Here is a 26,278-nt window from a genome sequence, read left to right as displayed (position 1 = left end):
CCCCGCGACAAGAAACGACAACTCGTTGCCGAGGCGCAGCCACGCCGGGAAGGATCGACGCGCATCCATCCAGCAACGTCGTTGCGCTCGCGGGACGGGCCGAACGGCGTCCCAGCGAACGAACGAGGAGATGGCGATGAACCGAGCTTCGGTGCCCCGGCTACGGCGAACCCTCATCGTGCTGGGCACGGCACTGGCCACCGTCGCGGCCACCCTCACGGTCGCCACCACCACGCCGGTCGCCGCAGCCCCGTCGCCGGACGACTACAACGGCTCCGACCTGTGGCTGCGGTACGTGCCGGTCGACGACGCGAAGCTGCTGCGTGACTACCGCCGCGCGGCCACGGCGATCGTGGTCGAGAACGCCGACGCCACGAAGGTCCACCGGCACACGACCGACCTCGCCATGGCCCCCGATTCGAGCGAGAAGCTCGTCGAGAGCACGCTGGGCGCCGCCCGGGACGAACTGGTGCGCGGTCTGGGCGGGCTGCTCGGTCAACCGACACCCGTGGCGACGGTCGGCGGCGGCACGGTCCCGGACGGCGCGATCGTGGTCGGCACGCCGACGAGTTCGCCGCTGGTGGGCCGCACCATCGCGACCCGCGACCTGGCCACTGTGGGCGACGAGGGCTACCTCGTCCGGTCGGTGTCGAAGGGCAGGGCACGCTTCACCGTCATCGCCGGCAACACCGACCTCGGCGCGCTGTACGGCACCTTCGCCTTCCTCCGGCTGCTACAGACCCGGAAACCCATCGACCACCTCCGCGTCGCGGAGTCACCGAAGATCAAGCATCGGTTGCTGAACAACTGGGAGACCGAGCGCCTCTACGCGGGCAACAATCCCTCCGGGCTGGGCGGGCTGAACGGGGAGAGCGGGGCGATCTTCAACTTCGCCGCGACCGGTGCCAGCGCCGGCCGGAACCTGCCCGTCATTCTCGACCGCTACCTCGTCATGGCCCGCGCGTTGGCGTCCCTGGGCATCAACGGCATCACCATCAACAACGTCAACGCCGACAACGCGTACCTGACGAGCACCCGCATCGCGCAGGAGGCGGCCCTCGCCGACGCGCTGCGTCCGTACGGCATCAGGCTGGGCCTGTCGATCCGCTACACCGCGCCCACCGACAGCCGGTTCGCGCCCGACACGCTGACCAACAGCCAACTCGATCCGTACGGCGCGGATTTCCGGGGCTGGTGGCACCGCCGGGCCCAGCAGATCCAGGCCGCGATTCCGGACTTCATGGGCCTGACCGTGAAGGCCAACTCCGAGGGCCAGCCGGGGCCACAGGACTTCGGGTACGACCACGGTGACGGCGCCAACGCCATCGCCGCCGCGGTGGCACCGCTCGGGATGACAGTGCACTGGCGGACGTTCGTCTACAACGCCGAGGTCGACAACGACCGGCTCAAGCGGGCCTACCTGGAGTTCGGGCCGATCGACGACGAGGTCCAGCCGGACGGCAGCCGGGGACGCTTCGCCGACAACGTGTTCCTCCAGACCAAGAACGGGCCACTGGACTTCCAGGCCCGGGAGCCCATCCACCCGATGTTCGGCCGGATGGAGAACACCAACCAGGCCCTGGAACTCCAGATCACGCAGGAGTACACCGGCCAGAACTGGATGCTGGCCTACCTCGGCCCGATGTACGAGGAGATCCTCAAGACCGACACGTACGCGACCGACGCGAACGGGAAGCTGCTCAAGAAGCGCCTGGTCGGCAACATCGTCGACGGGACCGCCCAGCACCACCCGGACACCGCCATCGTGGGTGTCGCCAACCTCGGCAACGCGGACAACCTGACCGGGCACCACTTCGCCCAGGCGAACCTGTTCGCCTTCGGACGCCAGGCGTGGGACTGGACGCTCGACTCGGCGGACATCGCGACCGACTGGACGCGGATGACCTGGAGCAACGACCGGCGCGTCGTCGACACCATCCGCAAGATGATGATGGGCTCGTGGGAGTCGCTGGTCAGCTACCAGACGCCGCTGGGCATCGGCCACCAGTTCGCCGAGGGCGCTCACTACCGTCCCGACCCCGCCGACTGGGCGGGCCGAGACGACTGGAGCCCGATCTACTACAACAAGGCCGACAGCGTCGGTCTGGGCTTCGACCGCTCCCCCACCGGCAGCAACCTGGCCGCCCAGTACTTCCCCCGGTTGCAGCAGCGCTACGGGAACATCAACTCGGTCCCGGAGAACCTGCTGATGTGGTTCCACCACGTGCCGTGGGGCCATCGGATGGACAGCGGCCGGCCGTTCTGGGACGAGTTGATCTACCGCTACCAGATGGGCGTGCAGTACGTGACCTGGATGCGGGAGACCTGGGACGCGCTCCAACCCGACCTCGACGCACGCCGGTTCGCGGAGGTACGCGCCAAGCTGGCGGTGCACGAGGCGGACGCCGCCGACTGGCGGGACACCTCGGTGAACTACTGGAAGGAGTTCAGCGGGCGGGACATTCCGGTCGACGACGCGCCACTGTCGGCGACGATCGTGGTGAACGGGAAGAGGTTCGGCGGCTTCAACCTGTCGGACACCTCGTACACCATCCCGGTGCCAGCCGGGGCGTCACCGACCATCACGAAGGTGCGGACGGCCGACCGGAAGGCCCGCTACGAGATCATCTCCCAGGCGGCCGACGTACCCGGCCAGGCGGTCGTCAAGGTCACGACGGAGAGCTTCTTCGGCCCCCTGGTGAAGAACTACGTCTTCAACCTGGTGCCCGACACGACGCTGACGGCCCTGCGCGTAGACGGCAAGCGACTGGCGTCGTTCGCGCCGACGGTGCTGCGTTACAACGCCCTCACGCCGGCCGGCACCACGACCGTGCCGACGGTCACCGCCAGCGCCGCCGACCCCGCCGCCACCGTCGCGGTCGCGCAGGCGACCAGCCCCACCGGGCAGGCCCGGGTCACCGTCACCAACGGCGGAGCCTCGTCGGTCTACACCGTGGACCTGAACACCAGCATCACCGGCAGCGACGAGTTCGACTCGGCCCAACCCGGCCCGCAGTGGCAGTGGGTCCGTCCGGACGAGAGCAGCCGGCGCCTGGCCGACGGGTCCCTGGTCGTCACCGCGCAGCAGGGCGACCTCCAGGGCAACGCCAACACCGCGAGGAACCTGGCCCTGCAGGACGTCGACGGCGACTGGACGGCCGAGTCCAGGGTCGTCTTCTCCCGCCCACTCGCCACCAACAACGAGCAGGGCGGTGTACTCGGGTACGCGGACGACGACAACTACGTGAAGCTCGCCTGGGAGATGGGCAACGCGACCGCCGCCGTCAACAGGACCCGGATCGTCTTCCTACGCGAGCAGAACGGCGCGGCGTCCACCCTGGAGATCACCGGAGCCGACGCCCAGCGGATCGTCGGGGCCGACGGCGCCATCTGGCTGCGACTGACCAAGATCGGAAACAGCTACCGCGCCTACTACTCCACCGACGGGAGCGTCTACCGCTACATCGGCTCCACGACGCTCACCGTCGAGCCGACGAAGGCCGGGCTGCTGGCCTTCAACCGGGCGGGCACCTCCACCGACCTCGATGTCGCCTTCGACTACTTCCGGATCGAGAGCCGCGGCGAACGTATCCGCTAGACCGGCATGTCGATGTGCTGTTGAGCGGTATACCTCAGAGTCATATTCATACCTCTGAGGTATACCGCTCAATACCGCATCCGCCCCGACCCGGACGACCGACGATCACCGCCGACCGCGGGCTGCACTCACCGTTGCCGCAGCACCGAAAGCCGCGACCGGGCCCGCCCCTGACGTTGGGACGGGCCCGGTCGAGCTCCCCCGAGCAGGATCCGTTGCTGTCAGCCCCCGATCGCGATGGCGAAGATGTGCATGGTCGGCACGTTCGTGGCCGGCCGGGCGCTGATGTTGGGCAACACGACCGAGGCCACCGCCTTGCTCTGCAACGCGACACCCACGTAGTAGATGCAGGCGGCGGTGGCCTGGCGGACGTTGTTGGGCCGGTTCTGGTACGCGGACACGATGGCCGCGGTGCCCCCGGAGTGCGGCCCGCCGTACCAGTCGGGCGTGCTCAACGTGAACGTCTGGCGGGTGCCGTCGGCGTAGACCACAGTGCCGGTCCCCGACACCGCGCCGTAGGTGCCGGTCAGCAGGAAGCCGAGCGTGCTGCCGGTGCCGGTCACGCCGATGGTCTGGCCCGAGGCGATGGCGTTGTCGGCGGCCCCGGAGCTGACGTTGGGCCAGCGGAAGTTGATCCCGTTGCGGCTCACCGTGCCGCCCGGGCTGGCACCGGCCTGCGCCAGGGCCTGCGCGGAGAGCGAAGCCCCGCCACCGTCGAAGTTCCCGACGTTGGTGTTGCTGTCGCTGGTGATGCCGACGTTGCTGAAGCTCTGCTCCAGTGTCGGCGTGGTGGCACCGGAACTGGTGACCCGGTAGGTGCGCCCGGCCTGCACTGTGACGTCGATCAGGTCGGACTCGATCCGGGTGGTCCGGGCCGCCGTACCGTCGGCGGTGTCGACCACGGTGACGGTGCCGGTCAGGATCCGGGAGCGCAGGCGGACGGTGCCGGCCCGGTCCGGTCGGATGAGGATCTCGGTGGCCAGACCGCTCGCCCAGGTGATGCCGACCGTGTGCCCACCCCGACCGCGCAGGCCGGTCACCCGACCGCTCGGCCAGGCCGGCGGCAGCGCGGGCAGGACGTGCAGCTCGCCGGTGTGGCTCTGCAACAGCATCTCGGCGATGCCGGAGGTGGCGCCGAAGTTGCCGTCGATCTGGAACGGCGGGTGCAGGTCGAACATGTTGGGCGCGAGCCGCGCGGTGGTGGCGAGGTAGCGGATCAGGTCGTGGGCCCGCTTGCCCTCCTCCATCCGAGCCCAGAAGTTGATTTTCCAGGCCAGCGACCAGCCCGTGCCGTCGTCGCCGCGCAACGCCAGGGTCCGCCGGGCCGCCTCGAACAGCTGCGGAGTGCCGCGCTTGGTGATCTGGTTGCTGGGGGCCAGACCGTACAGGTGCGAGATATGCCGGTGGTTGGGTTCGGTCTCCACCCAGTCGTAGAGCCACTCCATGATGTTGCCGCGCGAGCCGATCTTCATGGGCGGGAGCCGGTCCCGGGTGGCGCGAACCTGCGCCCGGAAGGTGCTGTCCACGTTGAGGATCTCGCTGGCCCGGGCGCACGCGTCGAACAGGTCCCGCAGGATCTGGTTGTCCATGGTGGGGCCGGCGCACACGCTGGCGTTCGCGTGGTGGCTCAGCTCCGGCGAGTTCGACGGGTTGGTCACCAGGTAACCGAGGGTCGGCTCGGTCACCAGGGTGTTGAGGAAGAACTGCGCCGCGCCCTTCATGGCCGGGTAGTTCGTCCGCAGGAACTCGATGTCGCCGTTGAACAGGTAGTGGTCCCAGATCAACGTGGACAGCCAGGCGCCGCCGGTCTGCCACATGCCCCAGAACGCGCCGTCCACCACCGCCGTGGCCCGCCACGCGTCGGTGTTGTGGTGGGTGACCCAGCCACTGGCGGCGCCGTACTGCACCTGGGCGGTGCGCGCTCCGGCGACGGCGAGATCTCTGACCATGTCGAAGACCGGGTTGTGGCACTCGGCCAGGTTGGTGGTGTTGGCCGGCCAGTAGTTCATCGGCAGGTTGGCGTTGATCGTGTATTTCGAGTCCCACGCCGGGGCCAGCGAGTCGTTCCAGATGCCCTGGAGGTTGGCCGGTTGGGTGCCGGGCCGCGACGACGAGATCAGCAGGTAGCGGCCGTACTGGAACAGCAGCGTGGAGAACTGCGGGTCGTTGACGCTGTTGTGCTGGGCGATCCGGACGTCCGTCGTCTGGTCGGCCGCGGACGTGCGGCCCAGATCGAGAGTGACCCGGCCGAACAGCGCCTGGTAGTCGGCCACGTGCCGGCTGCGCAGCTGGTCGTAGCTGCTGGCCCGCGCGGCGGTGAGGCGCTGCCGGGCGATGCCCTGGTAGTCGCCGCCGACGTTGCGGTAGTTGACGTAGCTGGAGCCGATGGAGATCAGCAGGGTCACGCTGTTGGCGTTGGTCACCCGCAGGGTGCCGCCGGAGCTTGACACGCTGCCGCCGCTGACGGTCGCGTTGGCCAGGGCCAGGAAGCGGACCGCGCCGGTGACGCCCTCCATGTTTCCGGAGACGCCGTCGAGGCCGATCGTGGTGCCGTCCGGGCTGGAGACCGTGGTGCGCTGCGGACTGTCGAAGGTGGCGGTGAAGCTGATCGAGCCGGTCCGGTCGGCGGTCAGTCGCATCGCGATGACCTGGTCGGGCGCGCTGGCGAACACCTCCCGCTGGTGCCGAACGCCGTTCAGCACGTACGTCGTCGTGACGGTGGCGGTGGTGAGGTCGAGCGTCCGGTCGTACTGCGACGCTCCGCTGGCGGAACCGAACGCGAGCCGCAGGTTGCCGACGGTCTGGTAGGCCAACTGGCCGCCGGGGTTGCCCATCATGGTCTGGTTGATCAGATCCTGGGCCTGGGTCCACTGGTTCGCGTTGACCAGCCGCCGGATCTCCGCGAGCGCTCCCGCGCCTCTGGGGTTGCTGGGGTCGTGCGGCCCACCGGCCCAGACGGTGTCCTCGTTGAGCTGAAGTCGCTCGGTGTCGACGTTGCCGAAGACCATGGCGCCGAGCCGGCCGTTGCCGATCGGCAGCGCCCGCAGCCAGTCGGTCCCGGCCCCTTCGTCGTACCAGAGGGCGAGGTCCCCGGCGGCCAGCACCTGCGGCGGCGCCACCGAGTCCGCTCGTGCCACGGCGGTCCAGGGCACCGGTAGGAGAGCGCCACCCGCGCCGGCTGCGCCGATCTTGAGGGCCTGCCGTCGGGTCAGGTCTGACATCGATCCTCCAAACGGTGACCAGTCCGGCCACCCCGAAGCGTGACAACTATGGGACTCGACATGGGGATCCGCTTGGTGGGGCCAACCGGGACCCTGCCTGAGCAGGCCGACGCCGGGCCTTGGCGAGCCAGACATCTGATGTGTTTCGGGAAGGTTACTCCGGGGCCACAGAATAGGCAACGGTCGATCGATGGATGGACGCGGTGCCGCTCCGGCCGGTCAACAAGATGTACGGGCACATGAGCAGCGGCGTAGCAACACGGCACAGCACGGTGAATCACCAGAATCAGGCCGACGACCACCCAACCCGATGGACATACATCAGATGTACGCGGGCGGACAGCCGGGCCAGCCGCGCACCAGCTCCGACGTGCGCCCCGAAGCGGCTGAGGACTGGGACTCCCGTCCGCAATCGGGTTGTTCTCTGCCGACGCACGGGTGACCATGGGCGGCATGGCGGGAGGGCGGCGGTGAGATCGCCTCTTCAGGGTGGACTGCCGCCGGGCGGCGCGGTGGTGGTCGGGGCCGTCGTGGAGATCGCCTGCGACGAGTCGGGATTCTCAGGTACGAACCTGCTGCACTCGACCGCCCCGGTGATCACACACGCGAGCGTCGACCTGGCCGTCGACGAGGCGGTCGCGCTCATCACCGCCCTGCGGTCCGGGTTCCGCTTCGCACCGCACGAGCTCAAGTCCGGCCGGTTCCTGCGCGGCTCGGGTGCGCAAGAGGCACTGGAGTGGTTCCTGGCGGCGCTGGCCGGCCGCGCGCACGTCCACCTGATCGACAAGGAGTTCTTCCTCGTCACCCGGATCGTGGACTTCCTGCTGGCCGAGCCGTCGTACGCGGCGGGCACCCGCCTGGCTCGCGAGCATCATCCGGCGGCTCTCGCCCTGCACGAGGCCGGACGCTCGGCCGGAGGCGACTGGGGCGCCTTCCTGTCGGCGTTCGTCGACCTGGTCCGGATGAAGAGGCGACTGCCGGTCGACCAGACGGTCCGGCGGTTCTTCCAGGCCCGGGACGTGCTGCGGCGACACGGCCTCGGCACGGTGGCCGACGCCGTCCTCGACGAGCTCAGCCCGAGCCACGTACGGGCCGTGGTGGCCAGGCTCGACATCGACGACCGTACGGTTCCTCCTCCGCTGGAACCGCTGCTGCCGGCGCTGGCGGAGACGGTCCTGTCCTGGAGCGGCGGCCAGCGGCAGGTGCTGGTGACCCACGACGAGCAGAGCGCCCTGACGGCCGACCGGCTGACCCGCCTCCAGCGGGTGTTGGCCGACAGCGACGCGTCGGCGGCCGGCGTCCACCGGACCAAGGCACTGCCGAACGGGGTGTCACCCCTGGCGGGGCTGGTGGTGGTCGACTCCCGGGACGATCCGCGCGTCCAGGTCGCGGATCTCCTCGCGGGCGTGGCCCGACGGATGCCCGGCATCATCGGCGACGCGCTCCGTCAGCCGCCGCCCGTTCCCCCGAGATGACGGGCAGCGGCCGAGTCACGACGCGGCACGGGCTCGGAGGACTTGCGTGGTCGCCGAGTCAGCGGGAAAGAACGCCTCGACGGCCAACCCGGCGACGGTGACCTCCCGGGGCGTACCGAAGAGGGTCGTGGTGCTGACGAAGGACAGCTCCTGGTCACCGTGTCGGTAGCGCAGCGGAACGAGAACACGTGAGAGGGCATCGCTGGTCGGTGTCGTGTCGACGTCGCCACCGGGATAGCCGCGAAGCTCCTCGTGCAGGTCGTACAGGATCGGGTCGTTGGTTGACGCCGCCTGCTGGTGCAGCCGTTTCAGCAGGTGGGCGCGCCACTCGGGCAGGTTGACGATGCGCGGCGCCAGACCGTCGGGGTGCAGGCTGAGGCGCAGCACGTTGATCGGTGGGGTGAGCAGGTGGGGCTGCGCGTCCATGGTGAACAGGGCGACGGCAGTGTTGGCGTCGACGAGGTGCCAGTGCTGGTCCACGAGCAGCGCGGGGTACGGGCGGTGGCCGTCGAGGATCTGCCGTACGGCGGCCCGTACCGGTGCCAGCTCGGGGTCGGTCAGTTCGTGGCGGGGGTAGGCGGGCGCGTAGCCGCCGGCCAGCAGCATCGCGTTGCGCTCGGCCAGCGGCATCTCCAGGTGTTCGGCCAGCCGCAGGATGAGGTCGGGGCTCGGCCGGGATCGGCCGGTCTCGACGAAGCTCAGGTGCCGGGCCGACACTCCCGCCTCGATCGACAGGTCGAGCTGGCTCATTCCGCGAGTCCGGCGCCAGTCGCGCAGCAGCTCCCCCACTGGTCGCCCGTGCCGGGCCGAGATCGTCACCCGCCGACCCTAATTCCGCACCGACAGCCGGGCCATTACCTGCGAGGTAATCGACAGCCCACCACGACGTCGGAAAGATCGCTTCTGGAACGACCGATCCGGTGCCGTGACGCGGCGGCCCACGCCGCCCGCCACCACCGCGAACCACGTCAGAAGACAGACCAAAGGACGGACAATCATGACCGCGTACGCGCTCGCGCACCTCCGCAAGGCACCCGTGCACGCCGAGGTGCTGACGTACCTGGAGCGAATCGACGCCACCCTCACGCCGTTCGGGGGCCGGTTCATCGTCCACGGTGGTGCCATCGACGTTCTGGAGGGCGACTGGCCCGGAGACGTGATCATCATTGAGTTTCCCGACCTGCAGCAGGCCCGCTCCTGGTACCAGTCCAGCGATTATCAGGAGATCAAGCCGTTGCGGACGAGGCACCTCACCGGCGAGGTGATTCTCGTCGACGGAGTCGGGTCCGGGCACGACTCCTCACAGTTGGCCGCGGCCATCCGCCGCGCCACCGATCGGTAGCACCTGACACTCGGCCCGCCAGGGCACGAGCGCCGTCCCGAAGAACTCGATGGCTCGCCGCCCGCGAGGCACCCTGGTACAGGTCAGCCGGCCGTAGTCTCATCGGATGCAGGACATCCAGACGCACACCCTGGTCATTCCCGGCGTCGACCTGGTCTACGACGTCCGCGGCCCGCTACCTCCCACTGGCGCCCATCGTCCGCTTCTCATGATCGGCCAGCCGATGACGGCGGAGGGCTTCACCGCGCTCGCCCCGCACTTCACGGACCGCACGGTCCTCACCTACGACCCGCGTGGCCTGGGCCGAAGTGTGCGCAAGGACGGTCGATCCGACCACACGCCGCAGCAGCAGGCAGCCGACCTGCATGCGCTCCTCGAGACGCTCGACGTCGGTCCGGTCGACGTGTTCGCCAGCAGCGGCGGCGCGGTGACCGCACTCGAACTGGTCGCCACCCACCCCGGCGACGTCGCCACCCTGGTGGCGCACGAACCCCCGATCAACGCAGTGCTCCCCGACGCCACGGCCGCCGAGCGCGCCCGAGCCGGCTTCTACGAGGCGTACCAGGCGAAGGGCTCGGGTGCGGGGATGGCCGCGTTCATCGCGATGACCTCCTGGCAGGGCGAATTCACCGATGCCTACTTCGCCCAACCCACCCCCGACCCGGCGATGTTCGGCATGACCGCCGACGACGACGGCACCCGCGACGACCCGCTGCTGTCGCAGAGCTCGTGGGCGATCACCGACTACCGTCCCGACGCGAGCGTGCTCACCGCCGCGCCCACCCGGATCGTGGTCGCGGTCGGCGAGGAGTCGGCCGGGACGTACACCGCCCGCACCGCCCTGGGCCTCGCGGCGCTGCTCGGCCAGGAGGCCGTGGTGTTCCCGAGCCACCATGGCGGGTTCCTCGGCGGCGAGTTCGGCTACGCGGGCAAGCCCGAGGAGTTCGCCGCGCGGCTGCGGGAGGTGCTGGACGCGGGCTGACCCCTGCTCAACGGGTTGCGTCGGTGTAGACCTCGACGTCGTAGAGCAACTGCACGTCGCGGCGGCCGTTGGTGATGCCAACGAAGACCGGGTCACCGGCCGGGGTGCGGCCCTGACGCCACGCCTGCTCCCGGGCGGCCTCCCGCGACTCGTGATGGATCCTGCCCTCCTGATGCAGTTGCAGCACCCGACGGGCAGTGGTCCGGTCGGTGTCGAGGTGGATTCGCAGGAGAGGCATGCCGGGACCTCCTTGCTCGACGCCGGATCTCGTGCGGCTGATCCGACCAGCCGTATCGTGAGACACGGAGACGACGATCCGCCGTCTTCGATTAAACGCCACCTACGGGGGTCGAGGAGAACGAGATGACTGGTCTGGCGGCCGTCGGCGCGATCGTGGGTGTCCTGCTCGTCGGTCTCGTGGTCCTGGTCCGCAAGCCGGCCAACACCCGGTCGGTGCTCAGATGGTCGGCCCTGGCGATCACCGCACTGGTGGCCGCCGTGCTGGTTCCCTTCACCGTGGACGACTCGGGCGCCGCGGCCAGCTATCTGCTCGGCGTTCCCGTCGTCGCGGCACTGCTGCCCGTTCTCGCGCAGTGGGTCGGTCGACTGACAGTGGTCGCCGATCTGGTGGCCGCGCTCGTCCTCACCGGATGGGGTCTGCTGCTCGGGCTGGGCATCGGTGTCGCGTTCCTACCAGCGGTGATACTCCTGATCGCCAGCGCGGCGGGCACCTGGGCACCGCGACCGTCCACCACCACGTGACCCGGTTGGTCAGCCCGTGGGAGCGGGCAGACGGACCCGTTCGGTTGAAACGGCCCGGACGGCACGCCCCCACGACGGAGTTCGAGCTGAGCCGCTCAACCCCTCAGCGGGTGCACCGCCACACCAGCGGTCGATACGCCTGGTTCTCGTAGACGGCCCCGACCACCGTCAGACCGTCGTCGCTGATCCCCTCGGCCGTGTACGTGCCCGCCTCGGTCGCCTGGACCTCCGGTCGGCCGGGCAACCGGCGGGAGGTGCCGTCCGGGGCCACGACCAGCGGCGCACCGTCGACGACCAGCACATCACCATTGCCGGCGATGCCGCTCGCCCCCGGGAAGGGCAGCAGGCTCACCGCTCCGGTGGCGAGATTCCACCGCACCGGCAGCATCTGCACGGCGCCGCTCCGTTCGCCGCCGGGGACCATCCCGATCGCCCATTCGCCCCGCGCCGAGTCGACCGACGCCCGCGGGGAGCCGTCGGGCACTGCCAGCGCCGCCCCGACCCCCCGCGGCGTCCACCGGTAGGGCTGATCGTCCACCGTGCCGACGATCGTGCCGTCCTCGGTGATCCCGGTCGCGGACGAACCCCGCTGGCCGAGCAGCCGGTACTTCTGGGGGTCTTCCGTCGACCACAGCACAGCCTGGTGCGAGTCGTCGGATTTGCGGGCGGTGCCGACGATGTCGCCCCGGCCGTTGACGGCGTGCACGAGCACCGCGTCGTAACCGGGCGGGGTGGTCAGGAAGCGCAGCTTCCCGTCCCCGTACAGCCAGCCGGTACCGTCGCCGTTGGTGCCGACCACATAGCCACGGGTGTTGACCGCGGCCGCGTGCCGCGCGGTCGCCGGCAGGACGACCGGCCGGCCGTCGGTCCACAGCACGACCCGCCCGTCCTCCCGCCCGGTGCCGATGTCGCCGACGATGTGCCGTCCGGTGGGATCGACCCCGCTGGCCACCGCTACCGGACCGCCGACCGGCTGCGGCAACCACGACGCCTGGCAGGTGACCGGCGGGCGGGAGGCGGCCGACCCGGTCCCGGTCGGTGACACCGCGAGCGCCGGCGTGGTGGGAGCCGGCGGGCTGGTGGTCCCGCCGACCTGGACGGCACCCACGACACCGACCCCGGCCAGCATCGTCAGCGCGGCGATCCCGCCGACTCGGCGACGCTGGCGGCGCCGCCGGCCGTCGCGGACCGCCCGGCTCAGGTCGACCCGCGGCTCCGGCACCGGCACCGAGCGCAGCAGCTCGGCGATCCGCTGATCGTCCACCGTGGTCATTTCGGACTCCTCACTGACATCTCGGTGACGTCGAGCACCTGGCGGACGGCCGCCAGCGCCCGAGCCGTCTGCGACTTGACGTTGCCTTCGGAGCAGCCCATCGCGGCGGCCGTGTCGGTCAGCGACAGGTCGCACAGGAACCGCAGGACCAGCACGGTGCGCTGGCCGCGCGGGAGGCGGGCGAGCGCGGCGAGCAGGCTGTCCCGCTCGGCCAGGTCGTCGTGCGGCGTCACCGGCGAGCGCTCCGGCTCCGGCACCGACCCCAGCAGGCGAACCTTCGCCCAGCTCAACCGCTTCTCGTCGACGAGCTTGTGCACCAGCATCCGATGTACGTACGCGTCGACGTTGTCGGCCCGGCTGACCCGGCGCCAGTTCACGTAGAGCGCCGTGACCGTCTGCTGCACCACGTCGTCGGCCAGATGGGCGTCACCGCACATCAGGAACGCGGTCCGATGCAGGCTCGGCAGTCGCGCGGAGACGTACTCCACGAACTCACCCTCGGCATCCACCATCGAGGCTCCCTCCTCCGCAAGCTCGACGGGACCGGAGCATCATCAGGTTGCGTCCCGTCGAAGAACGCTCGGAAGCCCTCTCGCTCGGCCGCGCGCCACGGTCTCAGTCGACGGCGCTGGTCATCCGGCGTACCGCCTCGATGATGAGCTCCGGCGCGGTGGCCAGGTTCAATCGGACATGCCCCACACCGCCGGTGCCGAACGCCAGGCCGGAGTTCAGCGCCACTCGGCCACGGTCGAGGAACACGGTGGCCGGGTCGTCGCCGAGGCCCAGGGCGCGGCAGTCCAGCCAGGCCAGATAGGTGGCCTGGCCGGGCTGGTAGCGGACGGCCGGCAGGTGCTCGGCGAGGAGCGCGGCCAGGAGCCGACGGTTGTCGTCCAGGCCGGCCAACAGGGCGTCGAGCCACTCGCCGCCGTCGCGGAAGGCAGCGGTGTGGGCGATCACGCCGAGGTGGCTGGTGCTGACGCTGACCTCGAACGGGACACGGGCGAGGTCCCCGGCCGCGGCCGGGCCGGCTGCCAGGAGCCCGCCGCGCAGGCCGGCCAGGTTCCACCCCTTGGAGGCGGACATCAGCGACAGGCCGCTCTCCGCGCCGGGCACCGAGAGGTACGGCACGAAGCGGGCTCCCCCAGCCACCACCGGAGCGTGGATCTCGTCGGCGACCACCCGCACCCCGTGCCGCTGGGCCAGTCCGGCGACGGCGGTCAACTCGGCCGCGCTGTGCACGACGCCGGTCGGGTTGTGCGGGCTGCAGAGCAGGTACGCCGCCGGCCGTCCGCCGGCGCGAGCCCGCCGGAACGCATCCTCCAGCGTGCCGAGATCGATCCGCAGGTCCTCGCCGAGCGGTGCCTCCATGATCCGGCGCTCGGCGTGCGCGACGGACTCGTAGAATGGCGGGTAGACCGGGCAGTTGACGACCACCGCGTCCCCGGGCTCGGTGACCAGTCGCAGCGCCTCGACGACGCCGTGCATGACGTCAGGCACGAGCGCGGTGCGCTCCACGGCCAGACCGTTCCAACCCCACCGCCGCGCAGCGAAGTCGGCCACTGCCTGCTGGTACGCCGTTCCGGCGGTGTAGCCGGTGTCGCCACGCGCGACGGCGTCGGTGATCGCCCGTGCGACCGGCTCGGCCAGGGGCACGTCCATCTCCGCCACCCAGAGCGGCAGCACGTCGTCGGGGTACTCCCGCCACTTGAGGCTCGTCCGCTGCCGGAGCTGGTCGATCGTGAGCTGGCGGAGGGGATTGACCGAGGTTCGCGCACCACTGAGCAGGCCACTCATGTCCCCACCCTATTCCCTGCCTCCGGCCGACGACTCGGGTCACCACTGATCCGTCCACTGTGGTCGTACCGGAAGGATTTTCGGAGGTTCTTTGCCATTGACCAGCGTCTTTGTGTGCGATCCCGGATCTGTCTCGGAATCAACGCCGAAAGATTGCTGCGGGTTGCCAGTTCATAACCTAGGCTCCCGAATATCCACATCGACGGCCCGCCCTCACGCCGTGCCAGCCACCGACCTCGCACGCCGGCCATCGCAACCCTCGACGCCGATTGGAGTATTCGATGACCTGGCGTCCAACCATCGCCGCACTGGCCGGCCTGTGCCTCGCGGTCAGCGCCACCCCGTTGCCCGCCGGTGCTGCCGCCAGCGCTGCGCAGGTCAGCGCTCACGCCGCGCTCGCCGGTCCGCCCGGCGCACCGCCCGGCGCCTGTCCGACGGGGGCCAGTTACGGTCCACCGCTGCCGGCCAGCACCGTGACGGCCCCGCGAATCCAGGGCGGATTCACGTTCCTCGAAGGGCCGGTCTGGGTCGCCGACGGCGGCTACCTGCTGATGTCCGACATGACCGCCGGCACCGGGCCGTACAACGTTCAGCCGTCGACGATCCGCCGGTTCACCCCGCCGGCGAGCTTCGACACGTTCATCGCCGACGCCGGCAGCAACGGCCTGGCACTCAGCGCCGACGGCCAGCAGCTCGTCGCGGCCACCCACGACCAGCGGAGCGTGTCCGCGTACCGGTTGAGCGGCCGGGCCCGCAGCACCGTCGCGCCGAACTACCAGGGCCGGGCGTTCAACTCGCCGAACGACGTCGCGGTCCGTTCCGACGGCGTCGTCTACTTCACCGACCCCAACTTCCAGCGCGGCAACCGCCCCGACCAGATGAGCGGACGTACCAGCGTCTTCCGCGTCTCCAACGGGCAGGTGTCGCTGGTCGACGACCGGTTGCGCCAACCCAACGGCATCTCGCTCTCGCCGGACGGGACCGCGCTGTACGTGGGCGCCTACTCCGAGAACAAGATCTACAAGTACGCGGTCCAGCCCGACGGCAGCATCGGCGCCCGCAGCGTCTTCGTGAACTACATCGGCGGCCCGGACGGCGGCACGATCGACTGCGCCGGCAACGTGTACTGGACCTCGGGCGGGGACTCCCTGGTCCACGTCTACTCCCCCACGGGCACCCAGCTCGGCACGATCCGGTCCGGCGCCTCCGGCACGACCAACGTGGCGTTCGGCGGCCCCGACCGGCAGACCCTCTTCGTCACGTCGGGCCGGTGGGGCGACTCCGGGCTGTACAGCGTGCGACTCAACGTGCCCGGATATCCGTACTGACCGACGGCGGGATGGCGCGCCGCCTCCGTCGTAGCTCGACGGGGCGGCGCGCTAGCCGGCGGTCGCGGCAGCCCACCCGACCCACCCGGCCACCCGTACACTCGGCTCATGGCGAACCGCCCGTGGCACCAGGGTCGGTAGACCAGTGAGGGCGTCGACCGCAGATACCGTGATCTTCGATTTCGACGGTGTACTGCTCCGCGGGGACGCGTTCGGGCTGTTCCTGCGACGCACTGCCTTCGCGGGTGCTCGCCTCCCGCTCGCCGTCGCCGCGCTCATCCTGCTCGCGTCCATCGCCACCGTTCCCGCCTTCCGTCCGTGGGCGGCACGGTGGGTGAGCCGAATCGGCCTGTTGGGCCGGAACGCCGACGCGTTGCGGGCGGAGTTGGAACGCTTCGGCGCGGACCTCGGTGCGGAGCCAGGGCGGATCATCGCGCCCGGCCTACGGATGATCCGTACCCATCTCGCCGCCGGCGACCGGGTCATCGTGGTGACCGCGTGCGAGCACACCCTGGCGCGCGCGGTGCTCGACGCGATCGGCCTCGCCGGGGTCGAGCTCGTGGCCTCGCGCATTCGCGGGCCGAGGCTGATCGTGCACAACCACGGGGCGACCAAGATGGCGCAGCTCGCCGACCAGGGGGTGACGCCACCGTGGCGGGTGGCCTACAGCGACTCGCTGACGGATCTGCCCATCCTCGGCGCCGCCGAGCAGCCCGTGCTGGTGAACGCGAACCCGCGTCAGGTCGCCCGGGCTCGCCGGTTGCTCGGCGCCCGGCTGACCACCGTCACCTGGTTGGGTGGCCAGGGCCCGGAGGTCTGCCGATGAGAGGCCGCTACGACAACCTGACCCGCACCCGTGCTCTCGACCCGGAACGCGACTACCTGGTCATCTACCAGACCATGCTGCGCTACGAGTTTCCGTGGGACATGAAGCTCGGGCTCAACCTGGCCTTCAACCGTTCGTTCTCCATCCCCGCCATCGCCACCGTGCACACCGCCACAGGCGAGCTGACCGAACGCACCCAGAAGCGGATCGACGACACCGGTCTGCTGATGTACGAGATGGTGCTCAACAACGGCCTCGACCAGCCTCGGGGCCGCGAGGCGCTGCGGCGCGTCAACCAGATCCACCGCCCGTACGACATCAGCAACGACGACTTCCGCTACGTCCTCGGCTGCCTGGTCGTGATCCCCACCCGGTGGTTGCAGGAGTACGGCTGGCGCCCACCCTGCTGCCACGAACGTCACGCCACGTACCTGTTCTACCGGGAACTCGGCCGACGAATGGGCATCACCGACATCCCCGGTTCCTACGACGAGTTCGAGACCTGGTTCGACGCGTACGACGCAGCTCACCTGCAACCCAACGACGACGCGGCGGCCATCGAACGCGCCACCCGCATGCTGATGCTCACCCGGATCCCCCGGATGCTCGCTCCACTGGGAAACGCACTGGTCAGCGCCCTGTATGGCGCGCCGCTGCGGCGCGCCACGCGGGTCGACACGCCAGCCTGGCCGGTCCGGGCGGGGTTGCACCTGTCCTTGCGGACGCGCTCACGGTTGCAGCGGTGGTTCGGGGCACCACGGACGACCGCGTTGTTCGCCGATGGGATCAAGGCCAGGAGCTACCCCGACGGGTACGAGATCAGCCAGCTCGGCCCCCACCAGGACGGGATGCGGGAGTAGCACGTCGGTAGTGCTGGCGTCGCCGGCTCGGAGGCGCCGGCCCTGCGCTGCCCGTGCGAGATCATCGCGGAGAACCGGCGCGGGAGTGGGGCCGGTCCGCCGACTGTCCGCTGGGGACAGCCGATGGACCGGCTCTCAGTGCACGTCGGTGGTGGTCCAGCGTGGGGAGGTGATGGTGACCGGGACTGTGTCACCGACCAGCGTGGTCACCGCCTGGGCGTCCCGCCGCGCGCTGGTGCCGACCCACAGCTCGACGTCGCCGGGCTCCACGACGCGGGTGAACGTGCGGTCGGAGAAGGCCAGACGGGTGGTGGGCACCGTCAGCTCGACCGTGACGGACTGGCCCGGTTCCAGATGGACTCGCCGGTAGCCGAGCAGCTGCGCCACCGGCCGGGTCACCGAGGCGACCACGTCGCGACCGTAGAGCTGGACCACGTCGTCGCCGGCGACCGCGCCGGTGTTCGTCACCCGCACGGTCACCCCTACCGCCCCGCTGGTGGGTGCCGTGCCGGGCACGGTGAGTTCGCTGTACGTGAACGTCGTGTAGGACAGGCCGTGGCCGAACGGTGCCACCGGCGTCGCCGGCAGGTTGGTCACCTCGTTGCCCGCACCGAGGGTGGGGTGCAGGTAGGAGTACGGCTGCGCGCCGGCCGACCGGGGCAGGCTGACCGGCAGCCGGCCCGACGGGTTGACCCGCCCGGAGAGCACCCCCGCGATCGCCCCGGCGCCCTCCTCGCCCGGGAAGAACGCCTGCACCACCGCCGCGCAGCGCGAGAGCGCCCAGCCGACCGCGTACGGCCGGCCGGTGAGCAGCACGAGGACTACCGGTGTGCCGGTAGCCAACACCGCCTCGACCAGCTCGCGCTGGACGCCGGGCAACTCCAGGTCGTCCCGGTCGCAGCCTTCGCCGACCGTGCCGCGTCCGAAGAGGCCGGCGTGGTCGCCGACGACCAGGACGGCCACGTCCGCGCCGGAGGCCGTGGCGACGGCCTCGTCGAAGCCGGATCGGTCGTCGTCGTCCACGTCGCAGCCGCGTGCCCAGGTGACGAGATCGCCGCCGAACTCGGCCCGCACGGCGTCGAGCACTGTCGGAACCTCGATGCCGGTCTCCGCGCCGGGGTGCTGGACGAGGACGTGGTTGAGGAATGAGTAGCACCCGAAGAGCGCACTCTGCCGGTCGGCGTTCGGGCCGATGAGGGCCACCCGTCGTCCGGCGGGCAACGGCAGCGCATCCCGGTTGGCGACCAGCACGATCGATTCCTCGGCGAGCCGGCGGGCGATCGACCGGTGCTCGGGCGAGTCGAGGTCGATCGTCTGGGGCGGCTCGTCGCTGAAGGTCGCGTCGAGCAGACCCAGGTCCTGCTTCTGACGCAGCACCCGCAGCACCGCCCGGTCGATCAGCGCCTCGTCGAGCTTGCCCGAGCGCACCGACTCCCCCAGGGTCAGATAGGCGTCGCCGGTCGGCAGTTCGACGTCGAGACCGGCGGTCAACGCCTGCACGGCCGCGTCCGCGTGATCGCTCGCCACATGGTGCAGCAGGTTCAGGAACGCGACCCCGTAGTAGTCGGCCACCACCGTGCCGTCGAAGCCCCACTGGTCCCGCAGGATGCCGGTCAGCATCGTCGGGTCGGCGGCGACCGGCACCCCGTCGATCTCGGTGTACGAGTGCATGACACTGCGGGCGTCGCCGTCGATGATCGCCATCTCGAACGGGAGGAGCAGCACGTCGGCCAGTTCCCGGCGGCCGATGTGCACCGGGGCGAAGTTGCGCCCGGCGCGCGAGGCGGAGTAGCCGGCGAAGTGCTTGAGGGTGGCGTGCACCCCCTGCGACTGCAGACCGCGCACGTACGACGTGCCGATGGTGCCGACCAGGTACGGGTCTTCGGCGATGCACTCGTCCACCCGACCCCAGCGGGGGTCACGGATCACGTCGAGCACCGGAGAGAGCCCCTGGTGCACGCCCAGGGCCCGCATCGAGGCGCCGATCGCCGCGGCCATCTCGGTGACCAGTTCAGGGTCGAACGCGGCACCCCAGGCCAGCGGGGTGGGGAACGTGGCCGCCTTCCACGCGGACAGCCCGGTGAGGCACTCCTCGTGGACGATCGCCGGGATGCCGAGCCGGGTGCCGGTGACCAGGTCCCGCTGGAACTTCCACAACCAGGACGCGCGTTGCGCCGCGTCCAACGGGCGGGTGCCGTAGGCGCGGGTGAGGTGACCGAGCCCGTGCCGGGAGAATTCTTCGAGCTTGAAGGCGTCGCCGAACTCCCCCTGCAACGGTGCGACCGCCTCGCCGTCCTCCTTCTCCCAGAAGCCGACGAGCTGGGCGATCTTCTCCTCGATCGTCATCCGGCCGAGGAGATCGCGTACGCGGGCCTCGCCGTCATGCCCGTCCGGCCGTCCGTGCTCCGGACCTGCCTGAGCCGGCGCCGGCCCGCCCACCACCGCGTGGACCTCAGTCATGCTGTGCCTTCCTGTGGTTGTGCTCGTACCGCTGCCGCTCAGCCCTTGACCGCGCCCTGCAGGCCACCGACGATCTGCTTCTCCGCGAGCGTGAAGAAGAGCAGTGCCGGCAGCATCGCCAGCGAGGTGAAGGCGAGTACGCCTGCCGTGTCGGTGGTGTACTGGCTGGAGAAGTTCTGCACGCCCAGCGGCAGGGTGTGCAGGTTGACGTCGCTGAGGACGAGCAGCGGCAGCAGGAACGAGTTCCAGCTCGCCACGAACGCCAGGACGCCAACGGTGACGAGCGCGGGCCGCGACAGCGGCATCGCGACGCGCCAGAGGAAGCCGAGCCGACTCGCACCATCGATGGCGGCGGCGTCCTCCAACTCTCTCGGGATGGCCGAGAGGAAGGGACGCAGGATCACGATCGTCAGCGGCAGTGAGAAGGCGACCTGCGGCAGGATCACCGCGTAGTAGGAGTTGATCAGGTTCAGGTCACGCAGCATGAGGTAGAGCGGCAGGATCGCCGCCCCGGCCGGAAACAGCAGACCGAGGGTGAAGAAGGTGTAGAGCCCTTCCCGCCCACGGAAGCTGTAGCGGGCTAGCACGAACGCGGCGGCCAGTCCGAGCACGACCACGGCCAGCGTGGTGCCGAGGGCGATGACCGCACTGTTGAACGCCTGTTGCCAGAAGTTGCTCTGGGTCAGCACCCTGGCGTAGTTGTCCCAGACGAACGGGTCGGGCAGGCCGGCCGGGTCCGCGACGATCTGCGGGGTGGTGCGGAAACCGCCGATGACCACGTAGATGACCGGGGCGATCGACACCGCGGCGATCGCGAGGGCGAGCGCGTAGGTGAGCGGCGTGCCCCAGGAGACCTGACGGCGTCCGGTGGACGGGGGGAGAACCGAGTTCACGGCCATCGTCACTTCGCCCTTCCGGTGATGGCGCCCTCGATGTCGCGGCGAAGCAGGAACCGCTGGAACAGCAGCGCCGCCACGAAGGAGATGACGAACAGGATTACCGCCACAGCGTTGCCGTAGCCCCACAGCCGGGCGAAGAACCCGTTGTCCACCATGTATGTCGCCATGGTGGCCGATGCGCCGAGGGACCGCACCGCGGGCACCGAGGTCACCCAGATCATGTCGAAGATCTGCAGCGAGCCGATCATGGACAGGAACATCCAGATCCGGATCGTCGGGCCGAGCAGCGGGATCGTGACGTGCCGTTGGATCTGCCACCAGCTCGCGCCGTCGATGGCCGCCGCCTCGGTCAGCTCATCGGGCACATTGGACAGCCCGGCGAGGAGAAGGATGATGGCGAAGCCGACGTATTTCCAGGTGAGGATGGCCAGCAGGGTCCAGATGACCACATCCAGGTCCGCCAGCCAGGCTTGCACCAGGCCGCCCATTCCCAGCGACCGCAGCAGCGCGTCGATGGTGCCGTTGCCGGTCAGCAGCAGCTTCCACATGATGCCGACGGTGACCTCGGCCAGCACGTACGGCACGAACACCAGCAGGCGGAACACGGCCCGCCCACGGAACCGACGGTTGAGCAGCAGGGCGACGCCCAGGGCGATCGGGCCCTGGATCAGCAGCGACCCGAACACGATGATCGCGTTGTTGCGCAGGGCGTCCAGGAAGATCGGATCCTGGAAGGCGAGGGTGTAGTTGCGCAGACCGACGAACTCGGTGGGAGGCCCGACCCCTCGCCACCGGAACAGGCTGTAGTAGACCGCGAAGCCCATCGGCACCAGCACGAACATCACGTAGATCAGAACGGCCGGCGTGGTGAGCCCGATGATCTCGTACCACTTACGGCGGTTGTCGGCTCGGCGGGCGGAGTCGCGCCCGGCCCTGTGGGGGCCCGCCGGCGACGCGGAAGCGCCGCCGGCGGGCATACGAAGCTGGTTGGCGGAGGTCACTTGCTTGCGGCCGCCTTCATTGCCGAGACGACCTTCTCAGGCGTCCCGTTGCCGGCGAAGATGGCGACGATCGCGTCGTTCATCGCGTTGCCGACGGTGCTGCCGTAAGCCGTGTCCAGCCAGAGCTGGACGTAGCTCGCCCCGGAGGTGGCCTCCAAGATGGACTTCAGCGCGGGGTCCTTCACGGCGTCCGCCGCGCCCTTGGCGACAGGCAGGCCGGTGCCGGTCTCGGCGTAGCCCTTCTGCACCTCGGGGCTCACGAGGTACTTGAGGAACTCGACGCACTCGGCCGGGGCGTTCTTGGCGCAGGAGAACCCGTCGCCACCACCGAGAGCCGCCTTCGGGTCACCCGGGGAACCGGAGATCGCCGGCACCGGGAACCAGCCGAGGAACGACGCGAGCTTCGCCTTGTCCGTGGTGACGGTGTCCAGCGTGCCGCGGTTCCAGTCACCCATGAGCTCCATCGCGGCCTTGCCGTTGGCGAGCATGCCGTTGGCGCTGGTCGGGTCGTTCTGGCCCGGCGTCGCGATGAAGTTGGGCTGGAACGGCTTGGTGTCGATGAACGTCTTCAGGTCCTGGCCGGCCTTCACGAAGCACGGATCGTCGAAGTTCTTCTCCGCGGCGGCCTTCTTGAGGGCGTCGACCGAGCAGGCGCGCAGCGCCATGTTGTACCACCAGTGCGCGGCCGGCCACTTGTCACCGGCACCCACGGCGATCGGAACGACGTTGATCGCCTTGAGCTTGGTGACCGCGGCGTTGAGCTCCTCGAAGGTGGTCGGCGGAGCCGCGATGCCCGCCTTGGCGAACATTTCCTTGTTGTACCAGATGCCCTCGATGCCCATCCGGAACGGCAGGCCGTACTGCTTGCCCTTGACCTGCCAGATCTCCGCGGCGCTGCCGATGTCGCCGACCTCGGTCTTGGTCTGGTCGGTGATCTCCTTGAGGTAGTCGGCCTCCACCTGCTCGGTCATCTCGCCGCCGCCCCAGGCCTGGAAGATGTCCGGCGGGTCGCTGCTCAGCAGCGCGGCAGGGAGCCGGGTGCGCTGGAGTTGGTTCGTCTCGATCGCCTCGATCTCGATCTTGACGGTGGGGTGGAGTGCGGAGAAGTCCTTGGCGACCTTCTCCCAGTAGGTCTTGCCGGGCCCGTCCTGTGAGGCGTTGTGCCACCAGGTCAGGGTCACCGGGTCCTTGTACAGCTCGCTCTGAGGGGCCGCCTCTTCGCCGCCGCCGGAACACCCGGCGAGGACGACAACACTTGTCATTAACAGTGCCAGAACGGCACTCGCACGCCGCTTCGTTGCCATCGATGTCTCCTCGACTAGTCAGTCGCGGTACTCGGCCTGCGGCGAAGTTTTACAGTCATGTAACTTGATGTCAATCGGTATCGATAACGTTTTCGAGTCGGTGGCGACGCGCCGACGACGGGGCCCTATCATCATCGACGTGGTGTTTCAGCAGCGCGTCAAGATGTCGGATGTGGCACGTACTGCCGGCGTCTCGGTCGCGACCGTGTCGAAGGTCGTCAACGGCCGCTACGGCGTTGCCCAGGCAACCGTGGAGCGCGTCCAGCAGGTCATCCACGAGCTCGGCTACGAGGCGAGCCTGGGGGCGCAGAGCCTGCGCAGCCACCGCACCAACGTGCTCGGCATCCTGGTCGCCGAGTTCGAGCCGTTCTCGACCGAGCTGCTCAAGGGGGCGTCGCAGGAGGTCGCCGGGAGCGGATACCAGCTGCTGGCCTACTCCAGCGGGGACGGCGAGGGCGCCGCCGTGGGGTGGGAGCGTCGCTCGCTGGCCCGGCTCTCCGGCACACTCATCGACGGCGCCGTGATCGTCACGCCGACCGTGGTCGAGACCGAACACAGCTTCCACGTCGTGGCCGTCGACCCACACACCGGGCCGTCCGACCTGCCCACCGTCGATTCGGACAACTTCGCCGGCGCCGTGCTGGCAACCAACTACCTGCTGTCCCTCGGCCACACGCGGATCGGGCACATCAGTGGACGCACGGACCTGAAGTCCGCTCAGCTGCGCGAGGCCGGCTTCCGCAGTGCGATGGCCGACGCCGGCGTGCCGGTGGACGAGCGGCTCGTCCGCGTCGGCGGGTTCCGGATCGAGAGCGCCGCCGGCACGGCAGCGGAGCTTCTCGCCCTCGCCGACCGACCGAGCGCGATCTTCGCGGGTAACGACCTCTCCGCGATCTCCACGATGACCGTGGCCCGCGACATGGGCCTGTCGGTGCCCGACGACCTGTCGGTGATCGGCTTCGACAACGTACCGGAGTCGGCGCTGGTCAACCCACCGTTGACGACCATCATGCAGCCGCTGCAACGGATGGGCGCCGAGGCGTTGCGCCTGCTGGTCGACCTGATCGCCGGCGTCGAACGCGACACCCACATCCGGCTCCCCACCGAACTGGTCATCCGTTCCTCCTGCCGCCCGCTGCACTGACGCCCGGGGCGGGCAGCGCAGGACCTTGGCCGTCACCGTGGCACATGGGGGCACGCGACAGGGTGGCGGAACGTGAATCTCACCTAAGTCGACAATTCCTCCCCTAGGTTCGGTGCGCAGGACGCAGCCGAACCGGGGAGAGACGTGGACAGCTATCCGGCGATCGAGGATCACGGGCTCATCGGCGACCTGCAGACCGCCGCGCTGGTGACGTGCGACGGGACGGTCGACTGGTTCTGCGCGCCGCGGTTCGACTCGCCGAGCATCTTCGCCGCCCTGCTCGACAAGGAGAAGGGCGGCTACTTCCAGATCGCGCCGCACGACGTACGGTACGTGACCAAGCAGCTCTACCTGCCCGGCACACCCATCCTGATCACCCGGTTCATCAGCGCCGACGGGGTGGCAGAGGTGATGGACTTCATGCCGGTCACCGGCGAGCGGGCCACCGACGCGCATCGGCTGGTCCGGACCGTCACCATGGTCCGAGGCAGCATGCGTTTCCGGGTGGAGTGCCGGCCGCGGTTCGACTACGCCCGCGAAGAGCATCAGCTTGAGCGCCACCACAACGGTTACGTCTTCCGCAGCCGGTCGGCGGCGCTGACGTTCAACCCGGTCGACCCCGTGCGGCGGTTGATCTCCGAACAGGGTGACGTCCACCTTGAGGGCGGCGACCTGGTCGCGTACGGCACGCTGAACGAGGGCGACACCGGCGGGGTGGTCCTGGAGACGGGCGGCGCCGAACCGCGCATCTTCTCGCCGGAAGAGATCCAGGGCATGTTCGAGTGGACCCGGGACTACTGGCGGCGCTGGCTCGAGCGTTCCCGCTACACCGGGCGCTGGCGGGAGATGGTCGAGCGCTCGGCCATCACGCTCAAACTCATGACGTACGCGCCGACCGGCGCGATGATCGCCGCACCCACCACCGCGCTGCCCGAACTGGTCGGCGGAACCCGCAACTGGGACTACCGCTACACCTGGGTACGCGACACGTCGTTCTCGGTGCACGCGCTGCTCGGCCTCGGCTTCACCGAGGAGGTCAGCCGGTACATGAACTGGTTGGACGAGCGGATCCGCGAGGCCGGCGACCACCAGGACCCGCTGAAGATCATGTACCGGGTGGACGGCTCCTCCGACCTGCACGAGGAGGTGCTGGACCATCTGGAGGGCTACCGAGGCTCCCGGCCGGTGCGGATCGGCAACGGCGCCGCCGACCAGCTCCAGCTCGACATCCACGGCGAGGCCCTCTACGCCATGCACCTCGCCGACGAGCAGGGCATCCGCGTCTCGCACCAGGTGTGGAAGAGCACCGTCCGGCTGGTCGACTGGCTCTGCCACAACTGGGACCAACCCGACGCCGGCATCTGGGAGAGCCGCCACCACCCCCGCAACTACACCTTCGGTCGGGTGATGTCCTGGGTCGCGCTGGACCGGGCCATCCGGCTGGCCACCCGCACCGGCCGCCCCGGGGACATGACCTGCTGGACCGAGCAGCGCAACCGCATCTACAACCAGGTCATGGAGCGCGGGTACGACCGGGGCCGCGGCACCTTCGTGCAGGCGTACGACGAGAACGTGCTGGACGCGGCGCTGCTCGCCATGCCGTCGGTCGGTTTCGTCACGCCGAGCGACCCGCTGTGGCAGTCCACCTTGCAGGCGATCGAACGTGAGCTGGTCTCCGACAGCCTGGTCCACCGCTACGACCCGGTCCACTCCCCCGACGGCCTCCCGGGCCACGAGGGCACCTTCAACATGTGCACCTTCTGGTACGTCGAGGCGCTGGCCCGTTCCGGCCGCCTCGACGACGCCCGACTCACGTTCGAGAAGATGTTCACCTTCAGCAACCACCTCGGCCTCTACGCCGAGGAGATCGCCTCGACCGGGGAGCAGATCGGCAACTATCCCCAGGCGTTCAGCCACCTCTCATTGATCAACTCAGCGCTGACGCTCAACGACCTGCTCGACACCGAGGCCGACGCCCGCCGCAGGCGGTAGCGCCGGCATGTTGCGGC

Annotated in this window: 20 protein-coding genes; 10 read left to right on the top strand and 10 right to left on the bottom strand. The window is 69.7% G+C overall.

All coding sequences use genetic code 11. The features are described 5' to 3' along the window. The first annotated feature begins 136 nt into the window (after positions 1-136). Positions 137-3,598, top strand: coding sequence for an alpha-glucuronidase family glycosyl hydrolase (locus ABTW72_RS19815; protein ID WP_350860707.1), 3,462 nt, complete (start codon positions 137-139; stop codon positions 3,596-3,598). 221 nt (positions 3,599-3,819) lie between these two features. Here the strand turns inward: ABTW72_RS19815 and ABTW72_RS19810 are convergent, their stop codons facing one another. Next, a complete protein-coding gene (locus tag ABTW72_RS19810; RefSeq protein WP_350860705.1) occupies positions 3,820-6,819 on the bottom strand; it encodes a glycoside hydrolase family 95 protein in 3,000 nt (999 codons plus the stop codon). A gap of 470 nt (positions 6,820-7,289) precedes the next feature. Between ABTW72_RS19810 and ABTW72_RS19805 the strand changes: the two genes are divergently transcribed. Then, positions 7,290-8,294 (top strand): hypothetical protein, encoded by a 1,005-nt coding sequence (locus ABTW72_RS19805; protein ID WP_350860703.1) that lies wholly within the window; start codon positions 7,290-7,292, stop codon positions 8,292-8,294. 15 nt (positions 8,295-8,309) lie between these two features. Here ABTW72_RS19805 and ABTW72_RS19800 read toward each other — a convergent pair whose 3' ends face one another. Continuing rightward, positions 8,310-9,113 (bottom strand): helix-turn-helix domain-containing protein, encoded by an 804-nt coding sequence (locus tag ABTW72_RS19800; RefSeq protein WP_350860701.1) that lies wholly within the window; start codon positions 9,111-9,113, stop codon positions 8,310-8,312. A 178-nt stretch (positions 9,114-9,291) separates the two neighbouring features. Here ABTW72_RS19800 and ABTW72_RS19795 point away from each other — a divergent pair, with 178 nt between their 5' ends. Next, the gene (locus ABTW72_RS19795; protein ID WP_350860699.1) at positions 9,292-9,636 is read left to right on the top strand and encodes a DUF1330 domain-containing protein; all 345 of its coding nucleotides are present in this window, start codon (positions 9,292-9,294) and stop codon (positions 9,634-9,636) included. Positions 9,637-9,742: 106 nt separating this feature from the next. Further along, entirely contained in the window at positions 9,743-10,618 is an 876-nt protein-coding gene (locus ABTW72_RS19790; RefSeq protein ID WP_350860697.1) for an alpha/beta fold hydrolase, read from the top strand. A gap of 7 nt (positions 10,619-10,625) precedes the next feature. Here ABTW72_RS19790 and ABTW72_RS19785 read toward each other — a convergent pair whose 3' ends face one another. Next, a complete protein-coding gene (locus ABTW72_RS19785; protein WP_112584423.1) occupies positions 10,626-10,856 on the bottom strand; it encodes a hypothetical protein in 231 nt (76 codons plus the stop codon). 125 nt (positions 10,857-10,981) lie between these two features. Here ABTW72_RS19785 and ABTW72_RS19780 point away from each other — a divergent pair, with 125 nt between their 5' ends. Further along, a complete protein-coding gene (locus ABTW72_RS19780) occupies positions 10,982-11,380 on the top strand; it encodes a hypothetical protein (RefSeq protein WP_350860695.1) in 399 nt (132 codons plus the stop codon). A gap of 103 nt (positions 11,381-11,483) precedes the next feature. Here the strand turns inward: ABTW72_RS19780 and ABTW72_RS19775 are convergent, their stop codons facing one another. The 3 genes from ABTW72_RS19775 to ABTW72_RS19765 all read right to left on the bottom strand — a co-directional run bounded on the left by ABTW72_RS19775 (position 11,484) and on the right by ABTW72_RS19765 (position 14,447). After that, positions 11,484-12,653, bottom strand: coding sequence for a hypothetical protein (locus ABTW72_RS19775; protein ID WP_350860693.1), 1,170 nt, complete (start codon positions 12,651-12,653; stop codon positions 11,484-11,486). After that, on the bottom strand, positions 12,650-13,165 hold the full coding sequence (locus ABTW72_RS19770) for a SigE family RNA polymerase sigma factor (protein ID WP_112676297.1): 516 nt from the start codon (positions 13,163-13,165) through the stop codon (positions 12,650-12,652). The genes ABTW72_RS19775 and ABTW72_RS19770 overlap by 4 nt, the downstream gene beginning before the upstream one ends. A 103-nt stretch (positions 13,166-13,268) precedes the next feature. Beyond that, a complete protein-coding gene (locus ABTW72_RS19765; protein WP_350860688.1) occupies positions 13,269-14,447 on the bottom strand; it encodes a MalY/PatB family protein in 1,179 nt (392 codons plus the stop codon). 281 nt (positions 14,448-14,728) lie between these two features. Between ABTW72_RS19765 and ABTW72_RS19760 the strand changes: the two genes are divergently transcribed. The 3 genes from ABTW72_RS19760 to ABTW72_RS19750 all read left to right on the top strand — a co-directional run bounded on the left by ABTW72_RS19760 (position 14,729) and on the right by ABTW72_RS19750 (position 17,461). Next, positions 14,729-15,775: an SMP-30/gluconolactonase/LRE family protein gene (locus tag ABTW72_RS19760; RefSeq protein WP_350860686.1), complete on the top strand. Its 1,047-nt coding sequence runs from the start codon at positions 14,729-14,731 to the stop codon at positions 15,773-15,775. A 169-nt stretch (positions 15,776-15,944) separates the two neighbouring features. Then, positions 15,945-16,601: a haloacid dehalogenase-like hydrolase gene (locus ABTW72_RS19755; protein WP_350860684.1), complete on the top strand. Its 657-nt coding sequence runs from the start codon at positions 15,945-15,947 to the stop codon at positions 16,599-16,601. Beyond that, a complete protein-coding gene (locus ABTW72_RS19750; RefSeq protein ID WP_350860682.1) occupies positions 16,598-17,461 on the top strand; it encodes an oxygenase MpaB family protein in 864 nt (287 codons plus the stop codon). The genes ABTW72_RS19755 and ABTW72_RS19750 overlap by 4 nt, the downstream gene beginning before the upstream one ends. A gap of 135 nt (positions 17,462-17,596) precedes the next feature. Here ABTW72_RS19750 and ABTW72_RS19745 read toward each other — a convergent pair whose 3' ends face one another. Genes ABTW72_RS19745 through ABTW72_RS19730 form a run of 4 tightly spaced genes read right to left on the bottom strand, consistent with a single transcriptional unit; the run spans position 17,597 to position 23,125 of the window. Beyond that, positions 17,597-19,921: a beta-xylosidase/alpha-l-arabinosidase gene (locus ABTW72_RS19745; RefSeq protein WP_350860680.1), complete on the bottom strand. Its 2,325-nt coding sequence runs from the start codon at positions 19,919-19,921 to the stop codon at positions 17,597-17,599. A gap of 38 nt (positions 19,922-19,959) precedes the next feature. Then, the gene (locus tag ABTW72_RS19740) at positions 19,960-20,820 is read right to left on the bottom strand and encodes a carbohydrate ABC transporter permease (RefSeq protein WP_181539431.1); all 861 of its coding nucleotides are present in this window, start codon (positions 20,818-20,820) and stop codon (positions 19,960-19,962) included. Positions 20,821-20,822: 2 nt separating this feature from the next. After that, positions 20,823-21,821 carry a carbohydrate ABC transporter permease gene (locus tag ABTW72_RS19735; RefSeq protein ID WP_350860678.1) on the bottom strand — a complete coding sequence of 333 codons (999 nt, stop codon included), beginning with the start codon at positions 21,819-21,821 and terminating at the stop codon, positions 20,823-20,825. Then, positions 21,818-23,125, bottom strand: coding sequence for an ABC transporter substrate-binding protein (locus tag ABTW72_RS19730; RefSeq protein WP_350860676.1), 1,308 nt, complete (start codon positions 23,123-23,125; stop codon positions 21,818-21,820). Before ABTW72_RS19730 ends, ABTW72_RS19735 begins: the two co-directional genes overlap by 4 nt. A 139-nt stretch (positions 23,126-23,264) precedes the next feature. Here ABTW72_RS19730 and ABTW72_RS19725 point away from each other — a divergent pair, with 139 nt between their 5' ends. Continuing rightward, positions 23,265-24,269 (top strand): LacI family DNA-binding transcriptional regulator, encoded by a 1,005-nt coding sequence (locus ABTW72_RS19725; protein ID WP_350860674.1) that lies wholly within the window; start codon positions 23,265-23,267, stop codon positions 24,267-24,269. Between the two features lie 144 nt (positions 24,270-24,413). After that, positions 24,414-26,261, top strand: a complete 1,848-nt coding sequence (locus ABTW72_RS19720; protein ID WP_350860672.1) for a glycoside hydrolase family 15 protein — start codon at positions 24,414-24,416, stop codon at positions 26,259-26,261. Positions 26,262-26,278 lie beyond the last annotated feature (17 nt).

This window comes from Micromonospora sp. NPDC127501 (genome assembly GCF_040302185.1).
GTDB lineage: Bacteria > Actinomycetota > Actinomycetes > Mycobacteriales > Micromonosporaceae > Micromonospora.
Note: the sequence above shows the minus strand (reverse complement) of the source record. Positions and strands in the feature narration are given on the sequence as shown.